Origin of the sequence: Streptomyces alanosinicus, from assembly GCF_014650595.1 — a bacterium.
Classification (GTDB): Bacteria; Actinomycetota; Actinomycetes; order Streptomycetales; family Streptomycetaceae; genus Streptomyces; species Streptomyces alanosinicus.
Genome location: NZ_BMVG01000029.1, coordinates 16,373 through 39,193, shown reverse-complemented (window position 1 = coordinate 39,193; position 22,821 = coordinate 16,373). Strand labels below are relative to the sequence as shown.

The 22,821-nt window shown below is 72.8% G+C and carries 20 protein-coding genes; 7 read left to right on the top strand and 13 right to left on the bottom strand.

The features are described 5' to 3' along the window. Window positions 1–12: 12 nt before the first annotated feature. Window positions 13–1,284 (bottom strand): sensor histidine kinase, encoded by a 1,272-nt coding sequence (locus tag IE277_RS35230; protein ID WP_189957811.1) that lies wholly within the window; start codon window positions 1,282–1,284, stop codon window positions 13–15. A gap of 69 nt (window positions 1,285–1,353) precedes the next feature. Then, on the bottom strand, window positions 1,354–2,031 hold the full coding sequence (locus tag IE277_RS35225) for a response regulator transcription factor (RefSeq protein WP_020940464.1): 678 nt from the start codon (window positions 2,029–2,031) through the stop codon (window positions 1,354–1,356). A gap of 492 nt (window positions 2,032–2,523) precedes the next feature. Between IE277_RS35225 and IE277_RS35220 the strand changes: the two genes are divergently transcribed. Next, window positions 2,524–4,029, top strand: a complete 1,506-nt coding sequence (locus tag IE277_RS35220) for a peptide MFS transporter (RefSeq protein ID WP_189957810.1) — start codon at window positions 2,524–2,526, stop codon at window positions 4,027–4,029. A 91-nt stretch (window positions 4,030–4,120) separates the two neighbouring features. Here the strand turns inward: IE277_RS35220 and IE277_RS35215 are convergent, their stop codons facing one another. The 7 genes from IE277_RS35215 to IE277_RS35185 form a co-directional block, all read right to left on the bottom strand. Next, window positions 4,121–5,425: a hypothetical protein gene (locus IE277_RS35215; protein WP_229882192.1), complete on the bottom strand. Its 1,305-nt coding sequence runs from the start codon at window positions 5,423–5,425 to the stop codon at window positions 4,121–4,123. Further along, window positions 5,422–6,516: a hypothetical protein gene (locus IE277_RS35210; RefSeq protein ID WP_189957855.1), complete on the bottom strand. Its 1,095-nt coding sequence runs from the start codon at window positions 6,514–6,516 to the stop codon at window positions 5,422–5,424. Before IE277_RS35210 ends, IE277_RS35215 begins: the two co-directional genes overlap by 4 nt. Before the next feature lie 14 nt (window positions 6,517–6,530). Beyond that, window positions 6,531–7,535, bottom strand: a complete 1,005-nt coding sequence (locus IE277_RS35205; RefSeq protein ID WP_229882190.1) for a COG1470 family protein — start codon at window positions 7,533–7,535, stop codon at window positions 6,531–6,533. A 44-nt stretch (window positions 7,536–7,579) separates the two neighbouring features. Then, entirely contained in the window at window positions 7,580–8,287 is a 708-nt protein-coding gene (locus IE277_RS35200) for an LPXTG cell wall anchor domain-containing protein (protein ID WP_189957809.1), read from the bottom strand. Window positions 8,288–8,488: 201 nt separating this feature from the next. Continuing rightward, complete coding sequence (serS, locus tag IE277_RS35195; protein WP_189957808.1) at window positions 8,489–9,772, bottom strand: serine--tRNA ligase; 1,284 nt, start codon at window positions 9,770–9,772, stop codon at window positions 8,489–8,491. Between the two features lie 366 nt (window positions 9,773–10,138). Further along, window positions 10,139–10,708 (bottom strand): ATP-binding protein, encoded by a 570-nt coding sequence (locus tag IE277_RS35190; RefSeq protein WP_189957807.1) that lies wholly within the window; start codon window positions 10,706–10,708, stop codon window positions 10,139–10,141. Between the two features lie 299 nt (window positions 10,709–11,007). Continuing rightward, window positions 11,008–11,385, bottom strand: a complete 378-nt coding sequence (locus IE277_RS35185; RefSeq protein ID WP_189957806.1) for an STAS domain-containing protein — start codon at window positions 11,383–11,385, stop codon at window positions 11,008–11,010. A 246-nt stretch (window positions 11,386–11,631) separates the two neighbouring features. Between IE277_RS35185 and IE277_RS35180 the strand changes: the two genes are divergently transcribed. From IE277_RS35180 to IE277_RS35170, 3 genes are all read left to right on the top strand, one after another. Further along, the gene (locus IE277_RS35180; RefSeq protein WP_229882189.1) at window positions 11,632–12,528 is read left to right on the top strand and encodes an RNA polymerase sigma factor SigF; all 897 of its coding nucleotides are present in this window, start codon (window positions 11,632–11,634) and stop codon (window positions 12,526–12,528) included. A gap of 342 nt (window positions 12,529–12,870) precedes the next feature. After that, window positions 12,871–13,251: an RICIN domain-containing protein gene (locus IE277_RS35175; RefSeq protein ID WP_308433447.1), complete on the top strand. Its 381-nt coding sequence runs from the start codon at window positions 12,871–12,873 to the stop codon at window positions 13,249–13,251. Window positions 13,252–13,389: 138 nt separating this feature from the next. Continuing rightward, window positions 13,390–14,400 (top strand): DMT family transporter, encoded by a 1,011-nt coding sequence (locus tag IE277_RS35170; protein WP_189957803.1) that lies wholly within the window; start codon window positions 13,390–13,392, stop codon window positions 14,398–14,400. A 51-nt stretch (window positions 14,401–14,451) separates the two neighbouring features. On the opposite strand, the gene hutI is transcribed toward IE277_RS35170, so the two are convergent. Genes hutI through hutU form a run of 4 tightly spaced genes read right to left on the bottom strand, consistent with a single transcriptional unit; the run spans window position 14,452 to window position 19,875 of the window. Further along, entirely contained in the window at window positions 14,452–15,627 is a 1,176-nt protein-coding gene (gene hutI, locus IE277_RS35165) for an imidazolonepropionase (protein ID WP_189957802.1), read from the bottom strand. A 20-nt stretch (window positions 15,628–15,647) separates the two neighbouring features. Continuing rightward, on the bottom strand, window positions 15,648–17,000 hold the full coding sequence (locus IE277_RS35160) for a formimidoylglutamate deiminase (protein ID WP_189957801.1): 1,353 nt from the start codon (window positions 16,998–17,000) through the stop codon (window positions 15,648–15,650). Next, window positions 16,997–18,214, bottom strand: a complete 1,218-nt coding sequence (locus IE277_RS35155) for an allantoate amidohydrolase (protein ID WP_189957800.1) — start codon at window positions 18,212–18,214, stop codon at window positions 16,997–16,999. The genes IE277_RS35160 and IE277_RS35155 overlap by 4 nt, the downstream gene beginning before the upstream one ends. Further along, window positions 18,211–19,875, bottom strand: a complete 1,665-nt coding sequence (gene hutU, locus IE277_RS35150) for a urocanate hydratase (protein WP_189957799.1) — start codon at window positions 19,873–19,875, stop codon at window positions 18,211–18,213. Before hutU ends, IE277_RS35155 begins: the two co-directional genes overlap by 4 nt. Before the next feature lie 159 nt (window positions 19,876–20,034). Between hutU and IE277_RS35145 the strand changes: the two genes are divergently transcribed. The 3 genes from IE277_RS35145 (at window position 20,035) to IE277_RS35135 (ending at window position 22,798) form a co-directional block, all read left to right on the top strand. Further along, window positions 20,035–21,417, top strand: coding sequence for a type III PLP-dependent enzyme domain-containing protein (locus IE277_RS35145; protein ID WP_189957854.1), 1,383 nt, complete (start codon window positions 20,035–20,037; stop codon window positions 21,415–21,417). Window positions 21,418–21,596: 179 nt separating this feature from the next. After that, window positions 21,597–21,983 carry a hypothetical protein gene (locus IE277_RS35140; protein WP_189957798.1) on the top strand — a complete coding sequence of 129 codons (387 nt, stop codon included), beginning with the start codon at window positions 21,597–21,599 and terminating at the stop codon, window positions 21,981–21,983. Then, entirely contained in the window at window positions 21,980–22,798 is an 819-nt protein-coding gene (locus tag IE277_RS35135; RefSeq protein ID WP_189957797.1) for a transcriptional regulator, read from the top strand. The genes IE277_RS35140 and IE277_RS35135 overlap by 4 nt, the downstream gene beginning before the upstream one ends. The last annotated feature ends 23 nt before the right edge of the window (window positions 22,799–22,821 follow it).

Sequence of the window (22,821 nt, the reverse complement as noted above, 5' to 3'; positions counted from 1 at the left end):
GGGAGCGCGGCCTCAGCGGACCGTCGGACGGTCCTCGTCCGGCTTGCGGGCCGGGGGCGTGCGGGAGAGGAACAGGCCGAACACCGGCGGCATGTTCTGGAGCAGCTCCAGCCGCCCGCCGTCGGCCTCCGCGAGGTCCCGGGCGACGGCCAGGCCGATGCCCGTGGAGTTCCGTCCGCTGATCGTCCGCTCGAAGATCCGCGCACCGAGGTCGGCCGGGACACCGGGCCCCTCGTCGGTGACCTCGACCACGGCCTGATTCCCGGTGACCCGGGTGCGCAGCGCGACCGTGCCGCCACCGTGCATGAGGGAGTTCTCGATCAGCGCGGCCAGCACCTGGGCGACCGCGCCCGGCGTGCCGACGGCCTGCAGATGCCGTTTGCCGGAGCTGACGATGGCCCGGCCGGCGCTGCGATAGGCGGGCCGCCACTCGGCGAGCTGCTGCTGGATGACCTCGTCCAGATCGAAGGTGACGGCGGAGCCGGTGCGCGGATCGCGGGAGTTCGTCAGCAGCCGCTCGACCACGTCCGTGAGCCGCTCGACCTGGGTGAGCGCGACGTTCGCCTCTTCCTTCACGATGTCCGGGTCGTCGGTGAGGGTGATCTCCTCCAGCCGCATGGACAGCGCGGTCAGCGGCGTGCGCAGCTGATGGGAGGCGTCGGCGGCCAGGCGCCGCTCGGCGGTCAGCATCCGGCCGATCCGCTCGGCGGAGGAGTCCAGCACATCGGCGACCCGGTCCAGCTCGGGGACGCCGTAGCGCTTGTGCCGGGGGCGGGGGTCGCCGGAGCCGAGGCGTTCGGCGGTCTCCGCGAGGTCGGTCAGCGGGGAGGCGAGCCGATTGGCCTGCCGTACGGCGAGCAGCACGGCCGCGACCACCGCGAGCAGCGCCACCAGCCCGATGATCAGCAGGGTCCGGCCGACCTCGCGGGTGACCGCGGAGCGCGGCTCCGACACGGTGACCGTCTCGCCCTCTTCGCCCTGCTGGGTGGCGTGAATCACGTCACCCTGCGGCTTGGTGCCGATCTCGATCGGGTCATGGCCCGGCATGCGGATCACCGCGTACTGGTCCTTGCTGACCGGGTTGCGCAGCACCTCCGCGTTGACGTTCTCGGCGGCGAGGATCCGGCTGTCCACGATGCTGGCCAGCCGCACCGCCTCGGAATCCACCCGTTCCTGGGCACTGTTGCTGATCGTCCGCGACTCGACGATCACCAGCGAGATGCCGAAGACCGCGATCACGACGAGGACGACGGCGAGGGTGGACTGGATGAGACGTCGGCGCATGATCCGTTACCTGAAGTGATCGCTGGGCCCTGCGGGGCCCATCCGGGGAGGGAGCCGCCCGGGGAGGGGTCAGCTCTTCTCGAAGCGGAAGCCCACGCCGCGGACCGTCGCGATGTACCGGGGGTTCGCCGCGTCGTCGCCGAGCTTCTTGCGCAGCCAGGAGATGTGCATGTCGAGGGTCTTCGTCGACGACCACCACGTGGTGTCCCAGACCTCGCGCATCAGCTGGTCACGGGTGACGACCCGGCCGGCGTCCCGCACCAGCACCCGCAGCAGGTCGAACTCCTTGGCGGTGAGCTGCAGTTCCTCGTCGCCCATCCACGCCCGGTGCGACTCGACGTCGATCCGCACCCCGTGCGTGGCCGGCGGCTGCTGGGGCTCCGCGGCGCCGCGCCGGAGCAGTGCCCGGACCCGGGCGAGCAGTTCGGCGAGCCGGAAGGGCTTGGTGACGTAGTCGTCGGCGCCGGCGTCCAGGCCGACGACGGTGTCCACCTCGTCGGCCCGCGCGGTCAGGATGAGGATCGGCACGGTGTGGCCGTCGGCGCGCAGCCGGCGGGCGACCTCCAGGCCGTCCATGCCGGGCAGGCCCAGGTCCAGTACGACCAGATCGACGCCGCCCTGCATTCCGGCGTCGAGCGCGGTGGGTCCGTCCTCGCGCACCTCGACCTCGTAACCTTCCCGGCGCAGGGCGCGGGCCAGCGGCTCCGAGATGGACGCGTCGTCCTCGGCGAGCAGTACACGGGTCATGAGGTGATGGTAGACCGCCCGCGTCCGGTGCTGGGGTGTGATCGCTACCAGGACTTCTTACCTTCGTACTCCACTGGTACGAACCATTGCTCCGGGGATGGGATCGTTGGGGAGACCTTGGAATCCGTTCCCGCGGTTCCCTCGACACCTGTGATCCCCGTCTCAAGTCCTTCCATATCCGGCAGTGTCCTGCCGTATGGTGACCTGAACGCCTGTAGTACACCGGGGACCTTCGGCGGGAACATGACGCTGAGGGTCTCTTTTGTGTGCGGGCTGGTGAACACCAGCCTTGAAAGGAATGACCTCTGGCCGGGCCCCGGACGCATCGTCGCGTCGGGGCGTGGATCCCGGTGGTCGCCGTCCGCCGCCTCCGTGACCCGGAGGCGGACTCCTCCTGGGCGTGGGGGTGGGCGGCCGACCCTGCCGGTGCCGGCCGCACCCCCACCGGGCGCGCGACGCTCCAACGCGCGTCCCGACCAGCAAGGAACGACCATGGCGTCCAGCCTGACGAAGGACTCGGTCCGCCCGGGCACCCCCGGCTCCGAGAAGACCTTCTTCGGCCACCCCCGCGGCCTGGCCACTCTCTTCATGACCGAGATGTGGGAGCGATTCTCCTACTACGGCATGAGGGCCCTGCTCCCGCTGTATCTGGTGGCCCCGGGCGGCCTGCACCTGAACGCGGGCACGGCCACCGCGATCTACTCGGTGTACGTGTCGCTCGTGTACCTGCTCGCCCTGCCCGGCGGCTGGTTCGCCGACCGTGTGCTCGGCCCCCGCAAGACGGTCGCCGTCGCGGGCCTGATCATCATGCTCGGCCATCTGTGCCTCGCGCTGCCCGTGGCCGCCAGCTTCTTCGTCGGCCTGGGTCTCGTCGCCATCGGCTCGGGTCTGCTGAAGGCCAACATCTCCACGATGGTCGGCCACCTCTACAAGGGCCCCGAGGACCCGCGCCGTGACGGTGGCTTCACGCTCTTCTACATCGGCATCAACATGGGCGCCTTCGTCGCGCCGTTCGTCATCGGCACCATCGGTGAGAACGTCAACTGGCACCTGGGCTTCGCGCTGGCCGCGCTCGGCATGGCGCTGGGCCTCGCCCAGTACCTGCTGGGCGGCCGCCACCTGAGCGAGAAGAGCAGTGTGGTCCCGACCCCGCTGTCGGCCCAGGAGAAGTCCGCCACGCTGCGCAAGGGCCTGATGTGGCTGGCCGTCGCCGCGGTCTTCTACGGCGTCGTCGGCGGCACCGGTCACTTCACCCTGAACTGGGCGCTGATCCCGCTCACCGTCATCGGTCTGATCGTGCCGATCCTGGTCATCGGCCGGATGCTGCGGGACAAGGACCTGGACTCGGGCGAGAAGTCGAAGGTGCGGGCGTACATCTGGTTCTTCGCCGCCGCCGCCGTCTTCTGGATGATCTACGACCAGGGTGGTTCGACCCTGTCGCTCTTCGCGAGCAGCTCGGCCAAGAACTCGATCCTCGGCTGGGGCTTCCCGGTCTCCTGGTACCAGTCGGTCAACCCGGTCATGGTCATGACTCTGGCACCGGTCTTCGCCTGGCTGTGGCTGTGGCTGAACCGGCGCGGCAAGGAGCCGAGCACGATCGTGAAGTTCGCCTCCGGTCTGGTCATGATCGGTGCGTCGTTCTTCGTCTTCCTCATCCCCCTGTCGATCGCCGAGGGCGGTCACAAGGCCGCGGCGCTGTGGCTGGCCGCGATCTACTTCGTGCAGACCATCGGTGAGCTGACGCTGTCCCCGGTGGGTCTGTCCGTGACGACGAAGATGGCGCCGAAGAAGTACGCCTCCCAGATGATGGGCGTCTGGTTCCTCGCGGTCACCGCGGGCGACTCCATCACCGCGCTGCTGTCGAACCCGGCCGTCGGCGGGGTCAACCTCGACAAGACGGGCTTCGTCACCCTGGAGGCCGTGCTCGCGGTGATCGCCGGTGTGGCGGTGTGGATGTTCCGCAAGAACGTCAACAAGCTCATGGGCGACGTTCACTGACGTAGTTCCGTGAACCGGTCCCGCTGAAGAGGGCCACCGCATCTCCGGATGCGGTGGCCCTCTTCCGTTCGTTCTTCCGTCCGCTCCGGGTTCAGCGCGTCCTGCGTCGCGGCATGAACGTGAAGACCGCGCCGCCCAGCAGGATCGCCGTGCCCGCCACCAGGCCGAGGGCCTTCAGGGCGCCGTGGTCGTCGGCGCCCGTCTGGGCGAGGCCGCCGGCGCCGGTGCTGCTGCCGCCGGTGCTGGTGCCGCCGGTCGAGCCGCCGGAGGTGGACGTGCCGCCGGACGCCCCGCCCGGCTGCTGGCTGGTGTCCAGCGTGAGCGAGACCTGGGTCCTGGTCGGCGTGCAGACCGTGGTCGTACCGAGCGCCTTCACCGTCAGGACGCCCGGGGACAGGGTCGAGGAGCCGCTCGCGCCGGGTTTGTAGGTGCCGGTGAGGTCGGGGATCGCGATCGGGTCGCCGGACTTGATGGGCTTCGCGTTCATCGGCCCCTCGACATGCACCGTGCCCTTGTCGGCGCCGCCCAGCGCCACCTCCATGGACGGCTTCACGGAGTTCGCCGGTATGTCGGCGGGACTGTTCATCACCGACTTCTTGAACTGCACGGTGAGGTCGAAGTTCCCGCTGTTCTTCCTGGCGTTGATCTGCACCGGCGAGGTCGCGTTCTTGTCACCGATCGGGGTCTTGCAGGCGTAGGGGATCTGCACCTCCTTGCCGGTGAAGTCGCTCTGACCGCCGCTGCCGCCGGAGGACGTGGCGGTCGGGGTGGCCGTGGGGGTGGCCGAACCGGTGGGCGTGCCCGACCGGGTCGGGGTGGCCGTCGGGGTCTGGGTCGGCGTCGTGGTGGGTGTGCCGCCGCCACCCGTCACCTTGATCGTCGCCGCCTTCTGCACGGTCTCCTTGGGCGTGCACTTGGTGTCCGTCGACATCGCGTTGACGGTGTACGCGTCCGGGGTCAGCGTCACCTCGCCGGCCGCCGTCAGTTTGAGGCTGCCCTTCATGTCGGACAGCACCATGGCGCCGCCCTTGGGGATCGCCGGGTTCTGCCGCGGCCCCTGCATCGCGATGTCGGCGCTCTGCGCGCCGGCCGCCTTCAGCACGCCGGACGGCTGGACCGAGTTCGCGGGCAGGTCGATGATGTCCGGGTTCTTGGACGCTGCCTGGACGAACTTCCATACGACGTCCACCGTGTCGCCCACCTTCGCCGTGGCCGGCGCGGTGATCTCGACCTTCGTGGTGCCGTCGACCGGGCTGATGCCCGCCGGCGGCACACAGTGGGTGGCGAACGCCACCTCGGCCGCCTGCGCCGGGGTCGCGGCGAGGCCCAGCAGGACGCCCGCACCGCTCAGCGCCAGCGCGGCGCCCGCGGCCGTACCTCTCCTTCGGATGCTCACGTGGGTCCCTTCCTGGTGGGAGTCGTTGGACTCGTCGGGCTGTCGGGGTGCGGTGCGGAGAGCCGGCCGGCCGGGTCGCCCGGGACGGAGTCCGGGCTGAACCACGGCAGGGTCGGGGTCGAGGGGGGCGGTTCGGCCGCGCGGGAGCGCGGCAGCGGCAGCCGCAGGGCGGGCCGGGCCAGGCGCCGGTGGGCGCTGCGGGCGCCGCCGCCCGGACGGCGTGGCCGTACCCGGTCCACCACGGCCATACCGATGCGGAACACCGCGGCCGGGATCACGAGGCAGAGCAGGAGCCAGAACAGCGTCACGCCCCAGGGGCGGCCCACGCCCCACGGCTGTTCGGCGAGGACCTTGCCGGCGTACCGCAGGGAGACGGTGTAGTCGCCGTGAGCGCCGGCGGTCAGTTCGACGGGCAGTCTGACCTCGGCCTTCTTGCCGGGCGACAGGGTGCCGTGCCACTGCTGGTCGTCCCACTGCGGGGCGAAGACGCCGTGTGCGGAGCCGACCTGGAAGACCGGATCCCTGATCGCGCCGGTGCCGGAGTTGCCGACGGTGAAGACCAGGGTGCGGCTCGGCGGGGCGCCGAACCAGGTCAGTACTCCGCTCGACCCGGTCAGCCGGGTGTCGGACAGGATCGACAGCCGGCCGCCGGTGTCCTCGGCGGGCAGCGGGGCGACGGGATGCCCGGCGACCCGCAGAACGGCGTCCGCCTCCGCCTCGGCACCGGTGACGGTGGCCACATGCACCACACAGGGGCAGGGCACGGGCGGTTCGGCGACAGGGAGCCGCTTGCCGAAGGTGCCCCGGGCGTCGGTGGTCACGGCCCGGCCGTCGCCGTTGGCGCAGGAGTTGGTGCCACCGATGACACCCCGGGACGGTGTGGCCTGGCCGCACACCAGCAGCATCAGCAGGGTGTGCGGCCTCCAGCCCGTGCCGGTGGCGGTGACCGAGCCGCCGGTGCCGGCCTGGGATGCCGACAGCTTCACGACCGGGCCGTCCGCCGCGGCCGCCGGGCCGGCGAGCGACAGCGGCAGGAGGGGCAGGAGCAGCGCGCACACCGCCGCCGCCACCGCCGCCGGCACCCGCACCATCCGCAGCTTCCCGCTCACTTCACCGCGCCTTCCGTGAACGCGCCCTCGGGCCACAGGTCTTCGGCGGCGCCGGCGCCGTGCGCGCCACCGTCGGATGCGGTGCGGCCGCCGTCCGCCGGGGCACCGGTCGTCGGGCCCTCACGCGCCGGGGCGCCTGGCCGTGCGCGGTGCCGGCGGCGCACCGCGAGCAGTGCGGCCGGCCCCGCGAGCAGGGCGGCGCCCGCGCCCGCCACCGCCGGCCAGGGCACGAACCGCGCCGACGCGGTCGCGGTGCCGTGCGCTCCGCCGGGGGCGGTGACCGTCAGCCGTACGTCGACGGCGTCCAGCGCGGGGCGGTCGGGCCACGGCTCGGTGAGCCTCACCCGGGCGCCGGGGCGCACCCGGACGGGAAGGGTGCGGGGCGCACGGTCCAGGACCCGGCCGAGCACCCCGTCCGCGCGCACCGCGAGCCTCGGCACGAGGACGGTCGTACCCCGGTTGACCAGCTCGTACGTGATGCGGTCGGTGTGCACCGCGAGATGCTCGACGGTCAGCGCGGCGAGCGCCGGACCGCCGATGCGCAGCCGGACGGGGACGGTCGCCGTACGGCCCCGGGTGTCCCGTGCGACGACGGCACCGGACCGGTCGCCGGGTGCGGCCCCGGCCGGCACGGTCACCGTGAAGGGCACCTCGGCGCGGGTGCGGGCCGGGACGCGTATCCCGTTCCCGGCCTGCTCGGCGAAGACGGCCCGCAGGCCGGTGCCGGACAGCCGGACGACGACCGGCGCGCGTCCGGGGTTGGTGACGGACACCGTGTCCTGCAGAACCGTTCCGGGCGGGCCCTCGGCGTAGAAGGAGGGGCGGCCGCCGCCCGCGGGCAGGACGGACCAGCCCGTGGCGGCATGGGCGCGGGGCGCGGTGGCCGCCACGGCGCCCAGCGCGGCGCACAGGCACAGCGCCGCGGGCAGGGCGGCGCGGGCCAGGAGCCCGGTGCGGGCCCGGGGCGGGCGGCGGGTCAGGGCGCGGGCGGCGGACGGCATGGGCGGCTCCAGCGGTGGCCTGGGGTTCGGCGGTCGTCGGCCGGTCAGCGGCGCGCGGTCTGGCCGCGCCGGGTCAGCCAGAGCGTGCCCGCCGCGCCGGCGAGGAGCACCGTGCCGCCGAGGGTGCCGAGGGCGACCGCGGAGTCCTCCGGCCCGGTCTGCGGGAGCTGTCCGCCGGAGGAGGACGAGGAGGACGACGACGAGGCACCCGAGGACGCCGAGGACGAGGAGGAGGAGCCGCCGGGCGCGGTGACGTCCAGCGTCAGCCCCGGTCCCGGATTGTTGGTCGGCGTGCAGGTCGTCGTCGTACCCAGCGCCTTGATGACGAGCGTGCCCGGCGTGAAGGTGACCTTGCCGGTCTTCTTCGGCGTGTAGGTGCCGCTCAAGTCACTGATCTTGATGGGGGTGTTGGCGGGGATCGCGGCCGCGTTGGGCGGACCGCTGACCGGCAGGGTCCCGCTGTCGGCGCCGCCCAGCCCGACACTGGCGCTCGGGGTCATCGCGCCCTTGCCCAGCTCGACGGGGCTGGAGGAGACGCCCTTCTCCCAGGACATGGTGATCTTGTAGCCGCTGCCGCTCCTGACGCCCTTCATGTCGATGGGCGAGACGGCGCTCTTGACGCCGATCGGGGTCTGACAGCGGTAGTTGACGTTGACGGCGTCGGCATGGGCCGCCGGCGCGGCCAGCAGCACCGCCGAGCCGGCCAGGGCCGCGGCGGACGCGAGCGCGGCGGTTCGTTTCGGGTACGACACGATCGGTCCACCCCATTCATTCCCGACGAAATTCCCGACGACAGTTACTGACGTTTCCTGACGGCACATCAGATTCGGCCGTCAAGGTACGCCCGGCGTCGTGAGGAAGGAAGACGCATCACACGCCGGAGTTGTGGCGATCCGGCGTGTGCGGCGGGTGGCGGGAGTGGAGGGTGGGCCCGGGGTCCGGGCGGCAGGGTTCTACGGCCTGCGCAGCACCTCCGGCAGCCCCCAGCGCCGTAGCACCTCGGGGACGGCGACGCTGCCGTCGGGCCGCTGGTGCTGTTCCAGCAGCGCCGGCACCAGTCGGCTGGTGGCCAGGCCCGAGGCGTTGAGGGTGTGGACGTACGCCGTCTTGCCGCCGCCGGCCGGGCGGTACCGGATGCCGCCGCGCCGGGCCTGGTAGTCACGGGCGTTCGAGACCGAGCTGACCTCGGCGTAGGTGCCGAGGCTGGGCAGCCAGACCTCGACGTCGTACGTCTTGGCCTGGGCGGCGCTGGTGTCGCCGGCGGCGAGCCGGGTGACCCGGTGGTGCAGCCCCAGCCCGGCGACCAGCTCCTCCGCTCGGGCGAGCAGTTCGAGCTGCGCCGCGTCCGAGTCGTCGGGCCGGGTGAGCTGGAACAGCTCGACCTTGTTGAACTGGTGGCCGCGCAGGGTGCCGCGCTCGGCGGTGCGGTAGCCGCCGGCCTCCTGGCGGTAACAGGGCGTGTAGGCCACGTACTTGAGCGGCAGCTCGGGCTCGTCGAGGGTCTCGCCCTGGTGCATCGCGGCGAGCGCGGTCTCGGCGGTGGGCAGCAGGAACCGCTCGGGACGGCCGTCGGCCGCGCGCTCCGTCACGAAGACGTCGTCCGCGAACTTCGGGAACTGGCCCGCGGTGTAGCCGGCCTGCCAGGTGAGCAGATGGGGCGGCAGGACGAAGGTGTAGCCCGCCCGGCGGTGGCTGTCCAGGAAGTGGTTGAGCAGCGCCCACTCCAGCGCGGCGCCCTCGCCGCGGTAGATCCAGTTCCCGCTGCCGGCGAGCGCGGCACCGCGCCGGTGGTCGACCAGGGCGAGCTCCTGGCCGAGCCGGACGTGGTCCCGGGGCGGGAACGCGAACTCCGGGCGGACGCCTTCGGCGCGGATGACCTCGTTGTGCTCCTTGCCGCCGGCGGGCACGTCCGGGTCGGGCAGATTGGGCAGGCCGTCGAGGAAGGCGCGGTGTTCCGCATCCAGCCGGCCGTGTGCGGCGGTGGCCCCGGTGACCCGGTCGGCCAGTTCCGTGGCGCGGGCCAGCAGTTCGCCGGGCGCCTCGCCCGTGCGGCGCCGGGCCGCGATCTCCGCCGAGACGCGGCGCCGCTCGCCGCGCAGCCGCTCCAGGGCCGTACGGGCCGCGCGCAGCCGTTCGTCGAGGGCGAGGAAGGCGTCGAGGTCCACGTCCAGGCCGCGTTTGCGCAGCCCCGCGCGGACCCGTTCGGGATGCTGTCGGATGAGGGTGACGTCGAGCATGGCGCTCTGCTCCGTATGTTCGGCGGGGCGGCGGCGTCCGCCCCGGGGCGTCCCTCGGGGCGTGGGCGAGAGGGTGCTCGCGGTGCCACCACGCCTTCGCCGTCTGCGACGGCCTCGTCGGGCCCGATGACGGGGGCCGGCCGGCGGGGCATGAGGGCCGCCGTGGCGCGACGGTCCGTTCCTCCCCGCGCTCGGGAGGGGATTCACCCGGGGTGCGAGGCCGCCTTCCCAGCTGCCGGCGGCTCTCTCGGCTCGCGAACGGCCCGGGTTACTCGTCTCCGTCAGCGCGTTGCGCACAGCGTAGGCAGCGCCGTACCCGGCGGCCATCGAATTTCCGCGCGCCGCCCGCGGACGGACCCGGTCGGACTACCCCGGGCCGCCCAGCTCCGCCCAGACCGTCTTGCCCGGCCGGCCCGTGGTGCGCACGACGCCCCAGTCCAGGCACAGCCGCTGCACGATGAACATGCCATGGCCGCCGGGGCGCCCGGCGCGGTGCGGGGTGCGGGGGGCCGGCTGGCCGGTGCCGTGGTCCGAGACCTCCAGCCGGATCACCTTGTTGTCGCAGGCCAGGACCAGTTCGTCGGGGCCCTCGGCGTGCAGACAGGCGTTGGTGACGAGTTCGGAGACGACGAGTAGCACGTCCTCGGCGGCGGCCCGCTGGTCGGCGCCGACGGCGGGCAGCCAGCCCCATGCGTACAGCGCCTGCCGGGTGAAGTCGCGGGCGAGCGGGACGACCCCGCTCTCCCCTTGCAGGCGGAGTCTGCGGACCAGTGGTCCGCCGGTGTCCGCGGTACCGCCGGGGGTCCCGGACGGCACGGACGGCGCGGCTGCCCCCGTGGGCGCGCCGGCCGTCGGCGTGCCCTGCTCGGACGCCCCGGGAGCGCCGCTGGGCTCCGGGCCGCGGTCGCCCGGCGGGTAAGGCCGGGTGGTGCTCATCAGCGCTTCACCTCACCGATTCACCGGTTCACGATTCAAAGGCCGGCACGGGTCCGTGCCGGCCGGTCCATGGTCCGCCCGCCGTCCGCACGGGATGTGCTGCTCGCCCGTCCGTCGCACGTACGTCCCGTCCATCGTCGCGCCGGTCCCGGGGCGGTCCGGGCCGGCTGTCGTCAGGGTGTGTCCCGCCTCCTCCTGCCCTCTCCTGCCCGGCCGATCCGGCACAACACCCCTGTTTTCGGCGTTGCGGACGCGGGCGCGCACGGCCGGCGGCGCGAGGAAGGGCGGGGACGGCGGGCTCAGTCGGCGCCGTCGGCCAGGGCCGCCTCCACGGAGTCATGCACGGTGAAGACCGCCTCGGCCCCCGTGATCTCGAACACCCGGGCCACCACGGGCTGCATCCCGGCCAGATGGACCCCGCCGCCGGCGGCCTCCGCCTTCAGCCGGGCACCGAGCAGCACGTTCAGGCCCGTGGAGTCGCAGAACTCCAGGCGCGTGCAGTCCACGACCAGGCGCGCGAAGCCCTTGGCCAGGAGGTCGTCGAGGGGCTCACGCAGCAGATCGGCGGTGTGGTGGTCAAGCTCACCCGCCGGCTGCACGACGGCACTGGAGCCCGCTTCCCGCACCTCCACCAGAAGCCGGCCCGACTGTGCGCTGCCGACCATCCCGTGGTCCATGCCGTCTCTCTCCCGAGGTCGCGAACGCTGACTGCTCTCGAACATTACGCCTTCCATGCGCACTCCGGCACCCGAAGAACTTCACAGAATAGGACATACCTGAACAGAACGCACTTGCGATCGGTTCGGTGGAGCAGGTAGGGCTAGTAAGTACACCTACCGCTACACGCCGGCTTTGGAGGCGCCGCACACCGCAGTGCACGAACTGGCTTCGGCAGCCATATGCCGAGAACGATGGAGGACACCATGTCAGCCCGGCTCGACGCATCGCATACCCGGACCGCGACGTCGACACCCCCTCCGGAACCGCCGGATCATCCCATCGACGCCCTCGACCCCTTCGAGGGACTCCCGGAGATCCCCCCGTACGACGAGATCGGCCCGGTGGATGCGCGGGCGCTGTCCAAGACCCTCTTCGAGCGCCTGGAGTCGCTGGAGGAAGGGACGCACGAGTATTCGTACGTCCGCAACACCCTCGTCGAGCTGAACCTCGCACTCGTCAAGTTCGCCGCCTCCCGCTTCCGCTCGCGCAGCGAGCCGATGGAGGACATCATCCAGGTCGGCACCATCGGCCTGATCAAGGCGATCGACCGCTTCGAGCTGTCGCGCGGCGTCGAGTTCCCGACCTTCGCGATGCCGACCATCATCGGCGAGATCAAGCGTTTCTTCCGTGACACCTCGTGGTCCGTGCGCGTGCCGCGCCGGCTGCAGGAGCTGCGCCTGGACCTGGCCAAGGCCGGGGACGAGCTGGCCCAGCGGCTGGACCGCGCGCCGACCGTCCCGGAGCTGGCCGACAAGCTCGGCATCTCCAACGACGAGGTCGTCGAGGGCATGGCCGCGTCGAACGCCTACACCGCCTCGTCGCTGGACGCCCAGCCCGAGGAGGACGAGACCGAGGGCGCGCTCGCGGACCGGATCGGGTACGAGGACCACGGCCTGGAGGGCATCGAGTACATCGAGTCGCTCAAGCCGCTGATCGCCGAACTCCCCTCCCGGGACCGGAAGATCCTCTCCCTGCGCTTCGTGGCGAACATGACCCAGTCGGAGATCGGCGAGGAACTCGGCATCTCCCAGATGCATGTCTCCCGCCTGCTGTCCCGCACGCTGGTACGGCTGCGCAAGGGGCTGACACTCATGGAATGACCGCGCCGGCCCGGCGTCGCCAACGACGCCGGGCCGCCGCGGTGTTGACCGTCGCCGCCGACCGGCGCCCCATGCGCCAACCGTTATCCGATTACCCGCGGTAACCTCTTTTCCCCTCCCGTCCCCTCCACCACCATGGGCCGCCGAACCGCTTGGTTGGTCAGATGCCTTCGCGGGACGGACGGTGGTGCATGACCGAGGAGGACCGGACCGCTGCGGCCGAGGAGTGCGCGGACGTACCGGACGCCCGGCTGACCGACCTGCTGCACTCCCCCGCCCCGACGGCGTACCCCGACCCCGACGCCCGCGTTCGTCCCCCCTGGCACCTCCTTCGCACAGGTGGTGAACCTGTCGACGGGCCGCTGCCTGGACATCCGCGACGGCGACCTGGAGCAGGGCAACGACGTCGTCACGGCACCCTGCTCCGGTTCCGCGACCCAGCGCTGGCGGTTCGACACCTATCTCGGCGTGCTCCGCTCGGCGGCCGACGACGACTTCTGCCTGGACAGCCGCGGCGCCACCGACCGCGGTGTGGGCATCTGGACCTGCGACTCGGTCCACAGCGACAACGGCGACAACCTCCGCTTCAGCGTCGGCCCCGACGGCACGATCCGCCCGGACATCGCCATCGAAACGGCGGTGACTCCGGACGGCCGGCACGGGGTGGCCCTGCGTCCGCTGGACGGCGAGCGGGACCAGCGGTGGCGGGCGGGGACCCGGTAACCGCCCCCTGCCGACGACTACGCTGTCCGCGCACCGTCAAGTCCTGGTGATCGCGTGCACAGCACCCTGAGTGCCGACGGCCGATGGCGCCCGTCCCCTTCGTCGCACCGTCGTCCCCCGCTTTGTGGAGGAGTGCCCATGACCGTCACCGCGGCCCGCAGCGGCCGGCTGACCGATCTTCCCGTCCTGCTGGTCGCGGTGGTGTGGGGTTCCAGCTATCTGGCGGCCAAAGGGGTCACCACGGAACGGACCGTACCCGCCGTGCTGGTGCTGCGGTTCGCCGTGGTGCTGCCGGTGCTGGTCGCCGCGGGCCGGCGGCGGCTGCGCGCCCTGAGCGCCGTGCAGCTGCGCGGGGCCGGGCTGCTGGGACTGATACTCGCCGGGATCTTCCTGCTGGAGACGTACGGCGTGGTGCACACCTCGGCGACCAACGCCGGGCTGATCATCAGCCTCACCATGGTGTTCACCCCGGTGGCCGAGAGCCGGGTGCGCGGCACCCGGCTGCCCGGCGCCTTCCTGGCGGCCGCGGGGCTGTCGGTGCTCGGCGTGGCGCTGCTCACCCAGGGCGCCGGTTTCACCGCCCCGACCGGCGGCGACCTGCTGATGCTGGGGGCCGCCGTCGCGCGTACCGTGCATGTCCTCGCCATGTCCCGCATGGAGTCGGTGCGCGGCGCGGACGCGCTGTCGCTGACCACCGTTCAGCTGGGCGGGGCGGTCGTCGTGTTCGCCGCGCTGGCGGCGCTGCCGGGCACCGGTGCCTCGCCCTGGGTGGCCGCGGCCGGCTTCGGCGCCGGGGACTGGCTGGGGCTGCTCTATCTGTCCGCGTTCTGCACCCTGTTCGCGTTCTTCGTGCAGATGTGGGCGGTGCGCCGTACCTCTCCGTCCCGGGTGAGCCTGCTGCTCGGCACGGAGCCGGTGTGGGCCGCGGCGGCCGGCATCGCCGTCGGCGGGGACCGGCCCGGCTGGCTGGGCCTGCTGGGCGCGGTCCTGGTGCTCGCCGGCACCTCGTGGGGACGGTCGGTGGCGGACCGGGAGCGGGGGTCCGGAAGGACCACGGAGACGGCGACCGCGGGGACGGCGACCACGGGGACGGGGGCCGGGACCGCGGGGACGGGGGCCGAGGCCACGGGGGCCGGGGCCGCGGTGTGAGGTCATGCGCCTCCGGGCCGCCATGGCCGCCCGTGGCCGCCGAGCACCCGCTCAGACGACCCGTACGCCGCCCCGCCACACCCCGCTGACCAGCGGCACCCCCGGCCGGTACGCCAGGTGGACATGGCTCGGGGCGTCCAGGAGGGTCAGGTCGGCGCGGGCGCCCGGGGTGAGGTGGCCGATGTCGGTGCGGCGCAGGGCCGCCGCGCCGCCGGCGGTCGCCGACCAGACCGCCTCGTCCGGGGTCATCCGCATGTCACGGACGGCCAGGGCGATGCAGAAGGGGACGGAGGAGGTGAAGGACGAGCCCGGGTTGCAGTCCGTGGACAGGGCGACCGTCACGCCCGCGTCGAGGAGGCGGCGGGCGTCCGGCCACTTCGCCCGGGTGGAGAACTCGGCGCCGGGCAGGAGCGTGGCCACCGTGCTGCCGTTGGCCAGGGCGTCGACGTCGTCGTCGGTGAGGTGGGTGCAGTGGTCGGCGCTGGCCGCGTCCAGTTCGACGGCCAGCTGGACGCCGGGGCCGTAGGAGAGCTGGTTGGCGTGGATGCGGGGGTGCAGACCCTTCGCCCTGCCCGCCGTGAGGATCGCGCGGGCCTGGTCGCCGTCGAAGGCGCCCTTCTCGCAGAACACGTCGATCCAGCGGGCGTGCGGGGCGCACGCGTCCAGCATCTCGCCGGTGACCAGGGCGACATAGGCGGCCGGGTCGTCGGCGTGGTCGGGCGGGACGATGTGCGCGCCGAGGTACGTCACCTCGTCGGTGTGCCGCGCCGCGAGGCGCAGCGCGCGGGCCTCGTCCTCGACGGTCAGGCCGTAGCCCGACTTCGTCTCGAAGGTGGTGGTGCCCTGGCGGAGGGCCTCCGCCAGGTAGTGGGTCAGGTTCGCCTCCAGCTCCGCGTCGCTCGCCGCCCGGGTGGCCGCGACCGTGGTGCGGATACCGCCCGCCGTGTAGGAGCGGCCGGACATACGGGCGTTGAACTCCTGCGTGCGGTCCCCGGCGAAGACCAGGTGGGAGTGGGAGTCGACGAAGCCCGGCAGCACCGTCCGGCCGCCCGCGTCGACCCGGTTGTCAGTGGCGGGTGCTTTGCTGGCTTCACCGGTCCACGCGACGCGGTCGCCGTCGATGACGACGGCCGCGTCCTGGACCAGGCCGAGGGGGGACCCGTCACCGAGGGAGGGGTCGTTGGTGACCAGCGTGGCGATGTTGGTGATGACGGTGCTGCTGCTCATGGTGTCCTCGTGGGTGGTGGTCAGGAGCGGAGGGCCTCGACTGCCCGCGCGAGGGCCTGCGGCACATCGGGTACGAGCGTGTGCGCGCCGTCGCGTACGACCTGCCGGCCGCCCACGACGGTATGCCGTACGTCCGCCGAGGTCGCCGCGAAGACGGCCGTCTCGGCGCCCAGCCTGGGCAGCGTGCCCGCCGTCCTGACCGAGTCGAGGGCGATCGTCGTGAAGTCGGCGAGGGAGCCCGCCTCCAGGGTGCCGGCCTCGTCCCAGCCGAGGGCGGCGTGGCCGTCGACGGTGGCGGCCCGCAGCAGGGAGTTCGCCGTCCAGTGGCCCCGGGTGCGGGTGCGCAGCCGCTCGTCCAGCTCCATCGCGCGCGCCTCTTCGAGCAGGTCGATGACGGCGTGGCTGTCGGAGCCGAGGGAGAGCGGGGAGCCGGCCCGCTGGAGGGCGACGGCGGGGCCGATGCCGTCGGCGAGGTCCCGCTCGGTCGTCGGGCACATACAGGTGCCGGTGCCGGAGCCGCCGAGCAGGGCGATGTCCTCGTCGGTGAGATGGGTGCTGTGCACACCGGTGGTGCGCGGCCCGAGGACGCCGTGGTCGGCGAGCAGCCGGGTGGGCGTGACGCCGTGGGCGGCCAGGCAGGCGTCGTTCTCGGCGGTCTGCTCCGACAGATGCACATGCAGCGGGGCCCGCCGCTCCTGCGCCCATCCCGCCACGGTCGCCAACTGCCCGGCGGGCACGGCCCGTACGGAGTGGATCGCCGCCCCGATCCGCGCGTGATCCCGCTCCTTGAGAACTGCACAGCGTGCCGCCCAGGCCTCCGCGCTGCCGTCGGAGAACCGCAGCTGGTGGGTGTTGGGGGCCTCACCACTGTGCTTGTTCAAGAGGGCGGAGGACAGATAGCAGGTGTCGAGGAGGGTGATCCGGATGCCGGCCTCGGCGGCGGCGTCGATCAGTGCCTCGCCCATCGCGTTGGGGTCGGCGTAGGGGGTGCCGCCCTGCGCGTGGTGCACGTAGTGGAACTCGCCGACACAGGTGATGCCGGCCAGGGCCATCTCGGCGTACACCGCGCGCGCCAGGGCGTGGTAGGTCTCCGGGGTCAGACGGTCGGCGACGGAGTACATCACCTCGCGCCAGGTCCAGAAGGTGCCGCTGCCGACCTGGACGGTGCCGCGCAGCGCCCGATGGAAGGCGTGGCTGTGGGCGTTGGCGAGCCCCGGCAGCGTGAGTCCGCGCAGCACCTCGGCGCCGGGCGGCGGGGTGGGGACGCCGGTGCGGACGGCACTGATCCGCCCGCCGTCCACATCGAGCAGCACGCCCGGCTCGACGGTGGTGTCGCGCCAGGCGTGTTCCAGCCAGTAGGTCGCCCTGGTCACCTGCAGGCCAGCCCTTCCAGTACGTCGGCGAGCGCACGCACCCCGGCCACGCAGTCGTCCTCGGCGGCGTACTCGGCCGGGGAGTGCGAGACACCGGTGGGGTTGCGTACGAACAGCATGGCGGTCGGAATGCTGCCGGAGAGGATTCCGGCGTCGTGTCCGGCTCCGGTCCCGAGGACGGGCACCTTCAGCTCGGTGTCCTTGCCGAGGATGCGGGCGAGTTCGTCGCGCAGGGCGTGGTCGAACTCGACGACCGGGGTGAAGGACTCCCGCACGACGTCGAGATCGATGCCGTGGGCGTGCGCGTACTCCCGGGCCGCCTTCTCGACACCGCCGACCACCGTGTCCAGGGTGTCCTGGTCGGCGGCGCGGGAGTCGAGCCAGCCGCGCACGAGGGAGGGGATCGCGTTGACCCCGTTGGGCTCCACGGCGATCTTCCCGAAGGTGGCGACGGCGCCCGCGAGTTCGGCCTCCCGGCGGGCGGCGAGCACGGTCTCGGCGTACGACAGCATCGGGTCGCGCCGGTCGGCCAGCCGGGTGGTGCCGGCGTGGTTGGCCTCGCCCCGGAAGTCGAACCTCCAGCGTCCGTGCGGCCAGATGGCACTGGCGATGCCGACCCGGTCGCCGGACAGGTCCAGCGCGCGGCCCTGCTCGACGTGCAGTTCCACGAAGGCGCCGATGCGGGCCAGCCGCTCCGGGTCGGCTCCGATGCCCTCGGGGTCGTACCCGGCGGCCTCCATGGCCTGCGGCAGGCTGATCCCGTCCCCGTCGGTGAGCCGGTGCGCCTGCTCGACGCTCAACTGCCCGGCGGTGAGCCGCGACCCGACACAGGCGAGCCCGAACCGGGCCCCTTCCTCGTCACCGAAGTTGACGAGGGCGAGGGGCCTGGTGAACCGCACGCCCCTGCCACGCAGTTCGTCGAGCGCGGCGAAGGAGGACACGACCCCGAGGGGCCCGTCGAAGGCCCCGCCGTCCGGCACGGAGTCCAGATGCGACCCGGTGACGACGGCGTCCCCGGCGGCCGGGTCCCCGAGCCAGGCCCACTGATTCCCGTTCCGGTCGACCTCGTGGACCAGCCCACGGTCCTCGGCCTGCTGCCTGAACCAGGCCCGGCAGTCGGCGTCGGCCCCGCTCCAGGCATAGCGGCGGTAGCCGCCGGAGGCGGAGTTGCGGCCGATCGGCAGCAGCTCCGCCCACATGCTGTGGAAGGTCACGCCTGGTCACCCTCGCGCATCGGCACCCGGACCCCACGCTCGGCCGCAACCGACTCCGCGATGTCGTACCCGGCGTCCACATGCCGGATGACACCCATACCGGGGTCGTTGGTCAGGACCCGACGGATCTTCTCGCCGGCCAGCTTCGTCCCGTCGGCCACCGTCACCTGACCCGCGTGGATCGACCGCCCCATGCCCACGCCGCCACCGTGGTGGATGGACACCCAGGACGCCCCGGACGCCACGTTCACCATGGCGTTCAGCAGCGGCCAGTCGGCGATCGCGTCGGACCCGTCGAGCATGGCCTCGGTCTCGCGGTACGGGGAGGCGACGGAGCCGCAGTCCAGGTGGTCACGGCCGATCGCCAGCGGAGCGGCGAGCTCCCCGCTCGCCACCATGTCGTTGAACCGCTCGCCGGCCTTGTCGCGCTCGCCGTAGCCGAGCCAGCAGATGCGCGCGGGCAGGCCCTGGAAGTGGACGCGCTCGCGGGCCATCTTGATCCAGCGGGCCAGGGACTCGTTCTCCGGGAACAGCTCCAGGATCGCCTTGTCGGTCTTGGCGATGTCGGCGGGGTCGCCGGACAGGGCGGCCCAGCGGAAGGGGCCCTTGCCCTCGCAGAAGAGGGGGCGGATATAGGCGGGGACGAAGCCGGGGAAGGCGAACGCCCGGTCGTATCCGGCGAGTTGGGCCTCGCCACGGATGGAGTTGCCGTAGTCGAAGACCTCGGCGCCGGCGTCCATGAAGCCGACCATGGCCTCGACGTGCCGGGCCATGGACTCCCGCGCACGCGCGGTGAAGCCGGCCGGGTCCTTGGCGGCGGCGTCGGCCATGTCCTCGAAGGCCACGCCCACCGGCAGATAGGACAGCGGGTCGTGGGCGGAGGTCTGGTCGGTGACGATGTCGATGGGGGCGTTCATCGCGAGCAGCTGCGGGACCAGCTCGGCCGCGTTGCCGAGGACGCCGATGGACAGCGGGCGGCGGGCGTCGCGGGCCTCGGTGGCGAGCTGGAGCGCGTGGTCCAGCGAGTCCGCCCTGACGTCCAGGTAGCGGTGCTCGATGCGGCGCTCGATGGCGCGCGGGTCGCAGTCGATGCAGATCGCGACGCCGTCGTTCATGGTCACGGCGAGGGGCTGGGCGCCGCCCATGCCGCCGAGGCCGGCCGTCAGGGTGATCGTGCCGGCCAGGGTGCCGGCGAACTTCTTCGCGGCGACGGCGGCGAAGGTCTCGTAGGTGCCCTGGAGGATGCCCTGGGTGCCGATGTAGATCCAGGAGCCGGCGGTCATCTGGCCGTACATGGTCAGGCCGAGGGCCTCCAGACGGCGGAACTCCTCCCAGTTGGCCCAGTCGCCGACGAGGTTGGAGTTGGCGATGAGGACGCGCGGGGCCCACTCGTGGGTCTGCATCACACCGACCGGGCGGCCGGACTGGACCAGCATGGTCTCGTCCTGCTTGAGGGTCTTCAGCGTGCGCACCATCGCGTCGAAGGAGCGCCAGTCACGGGCGGCCTTGCCGGTGCCGCCGTAGACGACGAGCTTGTCGGGATGCTCGGCGACCTCCGGGTCGAGGTTGTTCTGCAGCATCCGCAGGGCGGCTTCCTGCTGCCATCCCAGGGCGCTCAGTTCCGTGCCGCGCGGTGCTCGTACGGGGCGGGGTCCCGACATCGTCTGCCTCCTCCTGTTACTGCCTCTATTCACATCCTGATGGCCTGAATAGAACTAGTCAATACATCTGGCCGAGCCCGTCCGCGCGCCGCCGGTGTTTGGCTGGATGCACAGGCGACCCAGACGAGGGGAGAGACCGTGGAGCGGGACACCGGGGGCATCGGGGACAGCGGGGGCAGCAGGGACAGCGAGGCGCGGCAGCGCGCCGCCCGGCGGGACGAGGCGGTGCGGGCCGCCGTGGAGCAGGGGCTGCTGGGGCCGGACGCGGCCGTGGTCGGGCTGCTCGACGTGACCGGGATCCAGGAGTCGGCGGCGGCCCTGCGGGCGGCGTTCGACGCGGTCGTGGCGCCCGGGACGCCGGTGCTGCACGCCTTCGCGGTGAAGGCGACCCCGCTGGTGCCGGTGCTGCGGCTGCTGCATGAAGCGGGCATCGGCGCGGAGGTGGCGAGCCCCGGCGAGCTGGCGCTGGCCCGGGCGGCCGGGGTGCCGGCCGCGCGGACGGTGCTGGACTCCCCGGCGAAGACCCCGGCGGAGCTGCGCGAGGCGCTGGCGCTGGGCATCGCCGTGAACGCCGACAACCCGCAGGAGCTGGACCGCCTGGACGCCCTCGTGCGCACGGCCCCCACCCGGTCCCCGCTCGGCATCCGGGTCAACCCGCAGATCGGCGGCGGCACCATCGGGGCCACCTCGACGGCGACGCCGACCTCGAAGTTCGGGGTGGCGCTGCGCGACGAGGGGGCGCGCGAGTGGGTCGTACGGGCGTACCTGGAGCGGCCCTGGCTGACCCGGCTGCATGCGCACACCGGCTCGCAGGGCATCCCGCCGGCGCTGCTGGCGCGCGGCGTGGCGGAGACGTACGCGCTCGCGGAGGAGATCAACGAGCGGGCGGGCGGGCGGCAGATCGACACGCTCGACATCGGCGGCGGGCTGCCGGTGAACTTCGCGGGCGAGGCGACCGCGCCGTCGTACGCGGACCATGCCCGGCTGCTGGCCGCCGAGGTGCCGGGGCTGTTCGACGGGCGGTACGGGCTGGTGACCGAGTTCGGGCGGTCGCTGCTGGCCAAGCAGGGGACGGTGGTGGCCCGGGTGGAGTACGCCAAGAGCGCGGGCGGGCGGCGGATCGCGGTGACGCACGCGGGCGTGCAGGTGGCGACGCGCACCGTGTACGCGCCGCAGGCATGGCCGCTCAGGATCGCCGCGTACGACGCCAAGGGGCGGCCGAAGCCGGGGCCCGAGGTGGTGCAGGACGTGGCCGGGCCGGCCTGTTTCTCCGGCGATCTGCTCGCCGAGGGGCGCGCACTGCCCCTGCTGGAACAGGGCGACTTCGCGGCGGCGCTGGACACGGGCGCGTACTACTTCGCCCACCACTACGCCTACAACTCCCTTGCCCGGCCCGGCATCCACGGCTTCGCGCCGGACGGCTCGGGCGGCGTCACCTTCGCGACCGTACGGGAGCCGCAGACCGTCGACGAGGTGGTGGCGGAGTCCGGCGGGGCGCACGCGGACGCACTCACCACCCTCCGGGCGTCCGGCAGCCGTTGACGCACGCCGGGCGCCCCTCGAACGAATGGATCAACTCACCTGGCACACACGTCAGTTGACCAACACTAGTACCCCGGACGCATGTTCCACTGGAAAATGCCAAAGGCTCCTCCTCCCGCGCACACGTTGCGTAGTGTCGCTGTCACTCAACCGGATTCCCAGGCGGGAGGGGAGCCACGGTGCCCGGAATCGACGAGTGTCTGCTGGCAGCGATGCGGTTGCCCGGTGCGCGGGGCGCGGCACTGGTGGACTGGACGAGCGGACTCGCCCTCGGCACGGTCGGGGACGCGCCCGGCGGCGATCACGAGACGACCGCCGCGGAGGCCGCCGAACTGGCCCGGATGGCCGCCGAGCACGGCGCCTTCGCGGCCCGGAGCGATGACGGGCGCCCGCCCGTCGAGGACGTGATCGTCAGCAATCACGACAGCTACCACCTGCTGCGGTTCGTGGACACGTCCTTCGACAGCAGCGTCTTCCTGCATCTGTGGCTCGGCCGCGAGGAGGGCAACCTCGCCCTCGCCCGGATCCGGCTCGGCGAGATGGCGGCCCGGCTGGTGCTGGGATGACCCTGGTGCAGATACCTACGCCGCCTCCTCTGCCGGTGCGGGACAAAACGGCCGGCCGGGCGCTGTCGCCGATGCTGACCCGGCTCGCCGAGGAGCGGGCCACCGGCATCCTGGTCCGTGAGCACGGCACCCTGTATCTCGCCGAGGGCCGGGTGGTACACGCCGAGAGCCCGTTCGCCCCCGGACTCGATGTGCTCCTCACGGCCCACGGCACCCTCGCGAGCGCCGCCTGGCAGCGGGCCGCCGCCCGCGCGTCCGGCCCGCTGCGGGCCGCCGAACTCCTGCTGGACGAGGGGCTGTTGCCCGCGGGCGCGCTGGAGCTGTGCCATCTGGACGCGGTGTACGACGCCGGGTACTTCACCCTGGCCCCGAGCAGCACCCCGGGCCGCTTCCGCTACGACAACACGCCCCGCGTCGGCCCGCTGCCCTCGGTGCCGGTCGTCGCCCTCGAACGGGAGACGCTGCGCCGCCGGCTGCTGCTGCACCGGCTGTGGCCCGACCCGGCCGCCGACGGCGCCCCGCTGATCCGCACGGACCCCGCGCGCGCCGCGCCCGTCACGCCCCGGCAGCGGGCGGTCCTGGACCGCGTGGACGGTGTCCGCACGGCCGTCGGGATCGCCCGGAACCTGGGCCGGCAGGCCTTCCACACGCTGGTCGACGTGCGCCGGCTCGCGGCGGCCGGCCATGTCACCCCGCTGGCACCCCACCCGCCGGAACCCCGTGTGACGGCGCCTTCCCCGCTGCCCCCACCCCCGGTCACCGACCCCGACATCGCGCTGCTGAAGAGGCTCAGGGATGCACTGGAGGCGCTTTGAACGGCACCGCCCCGCCGAGAGGA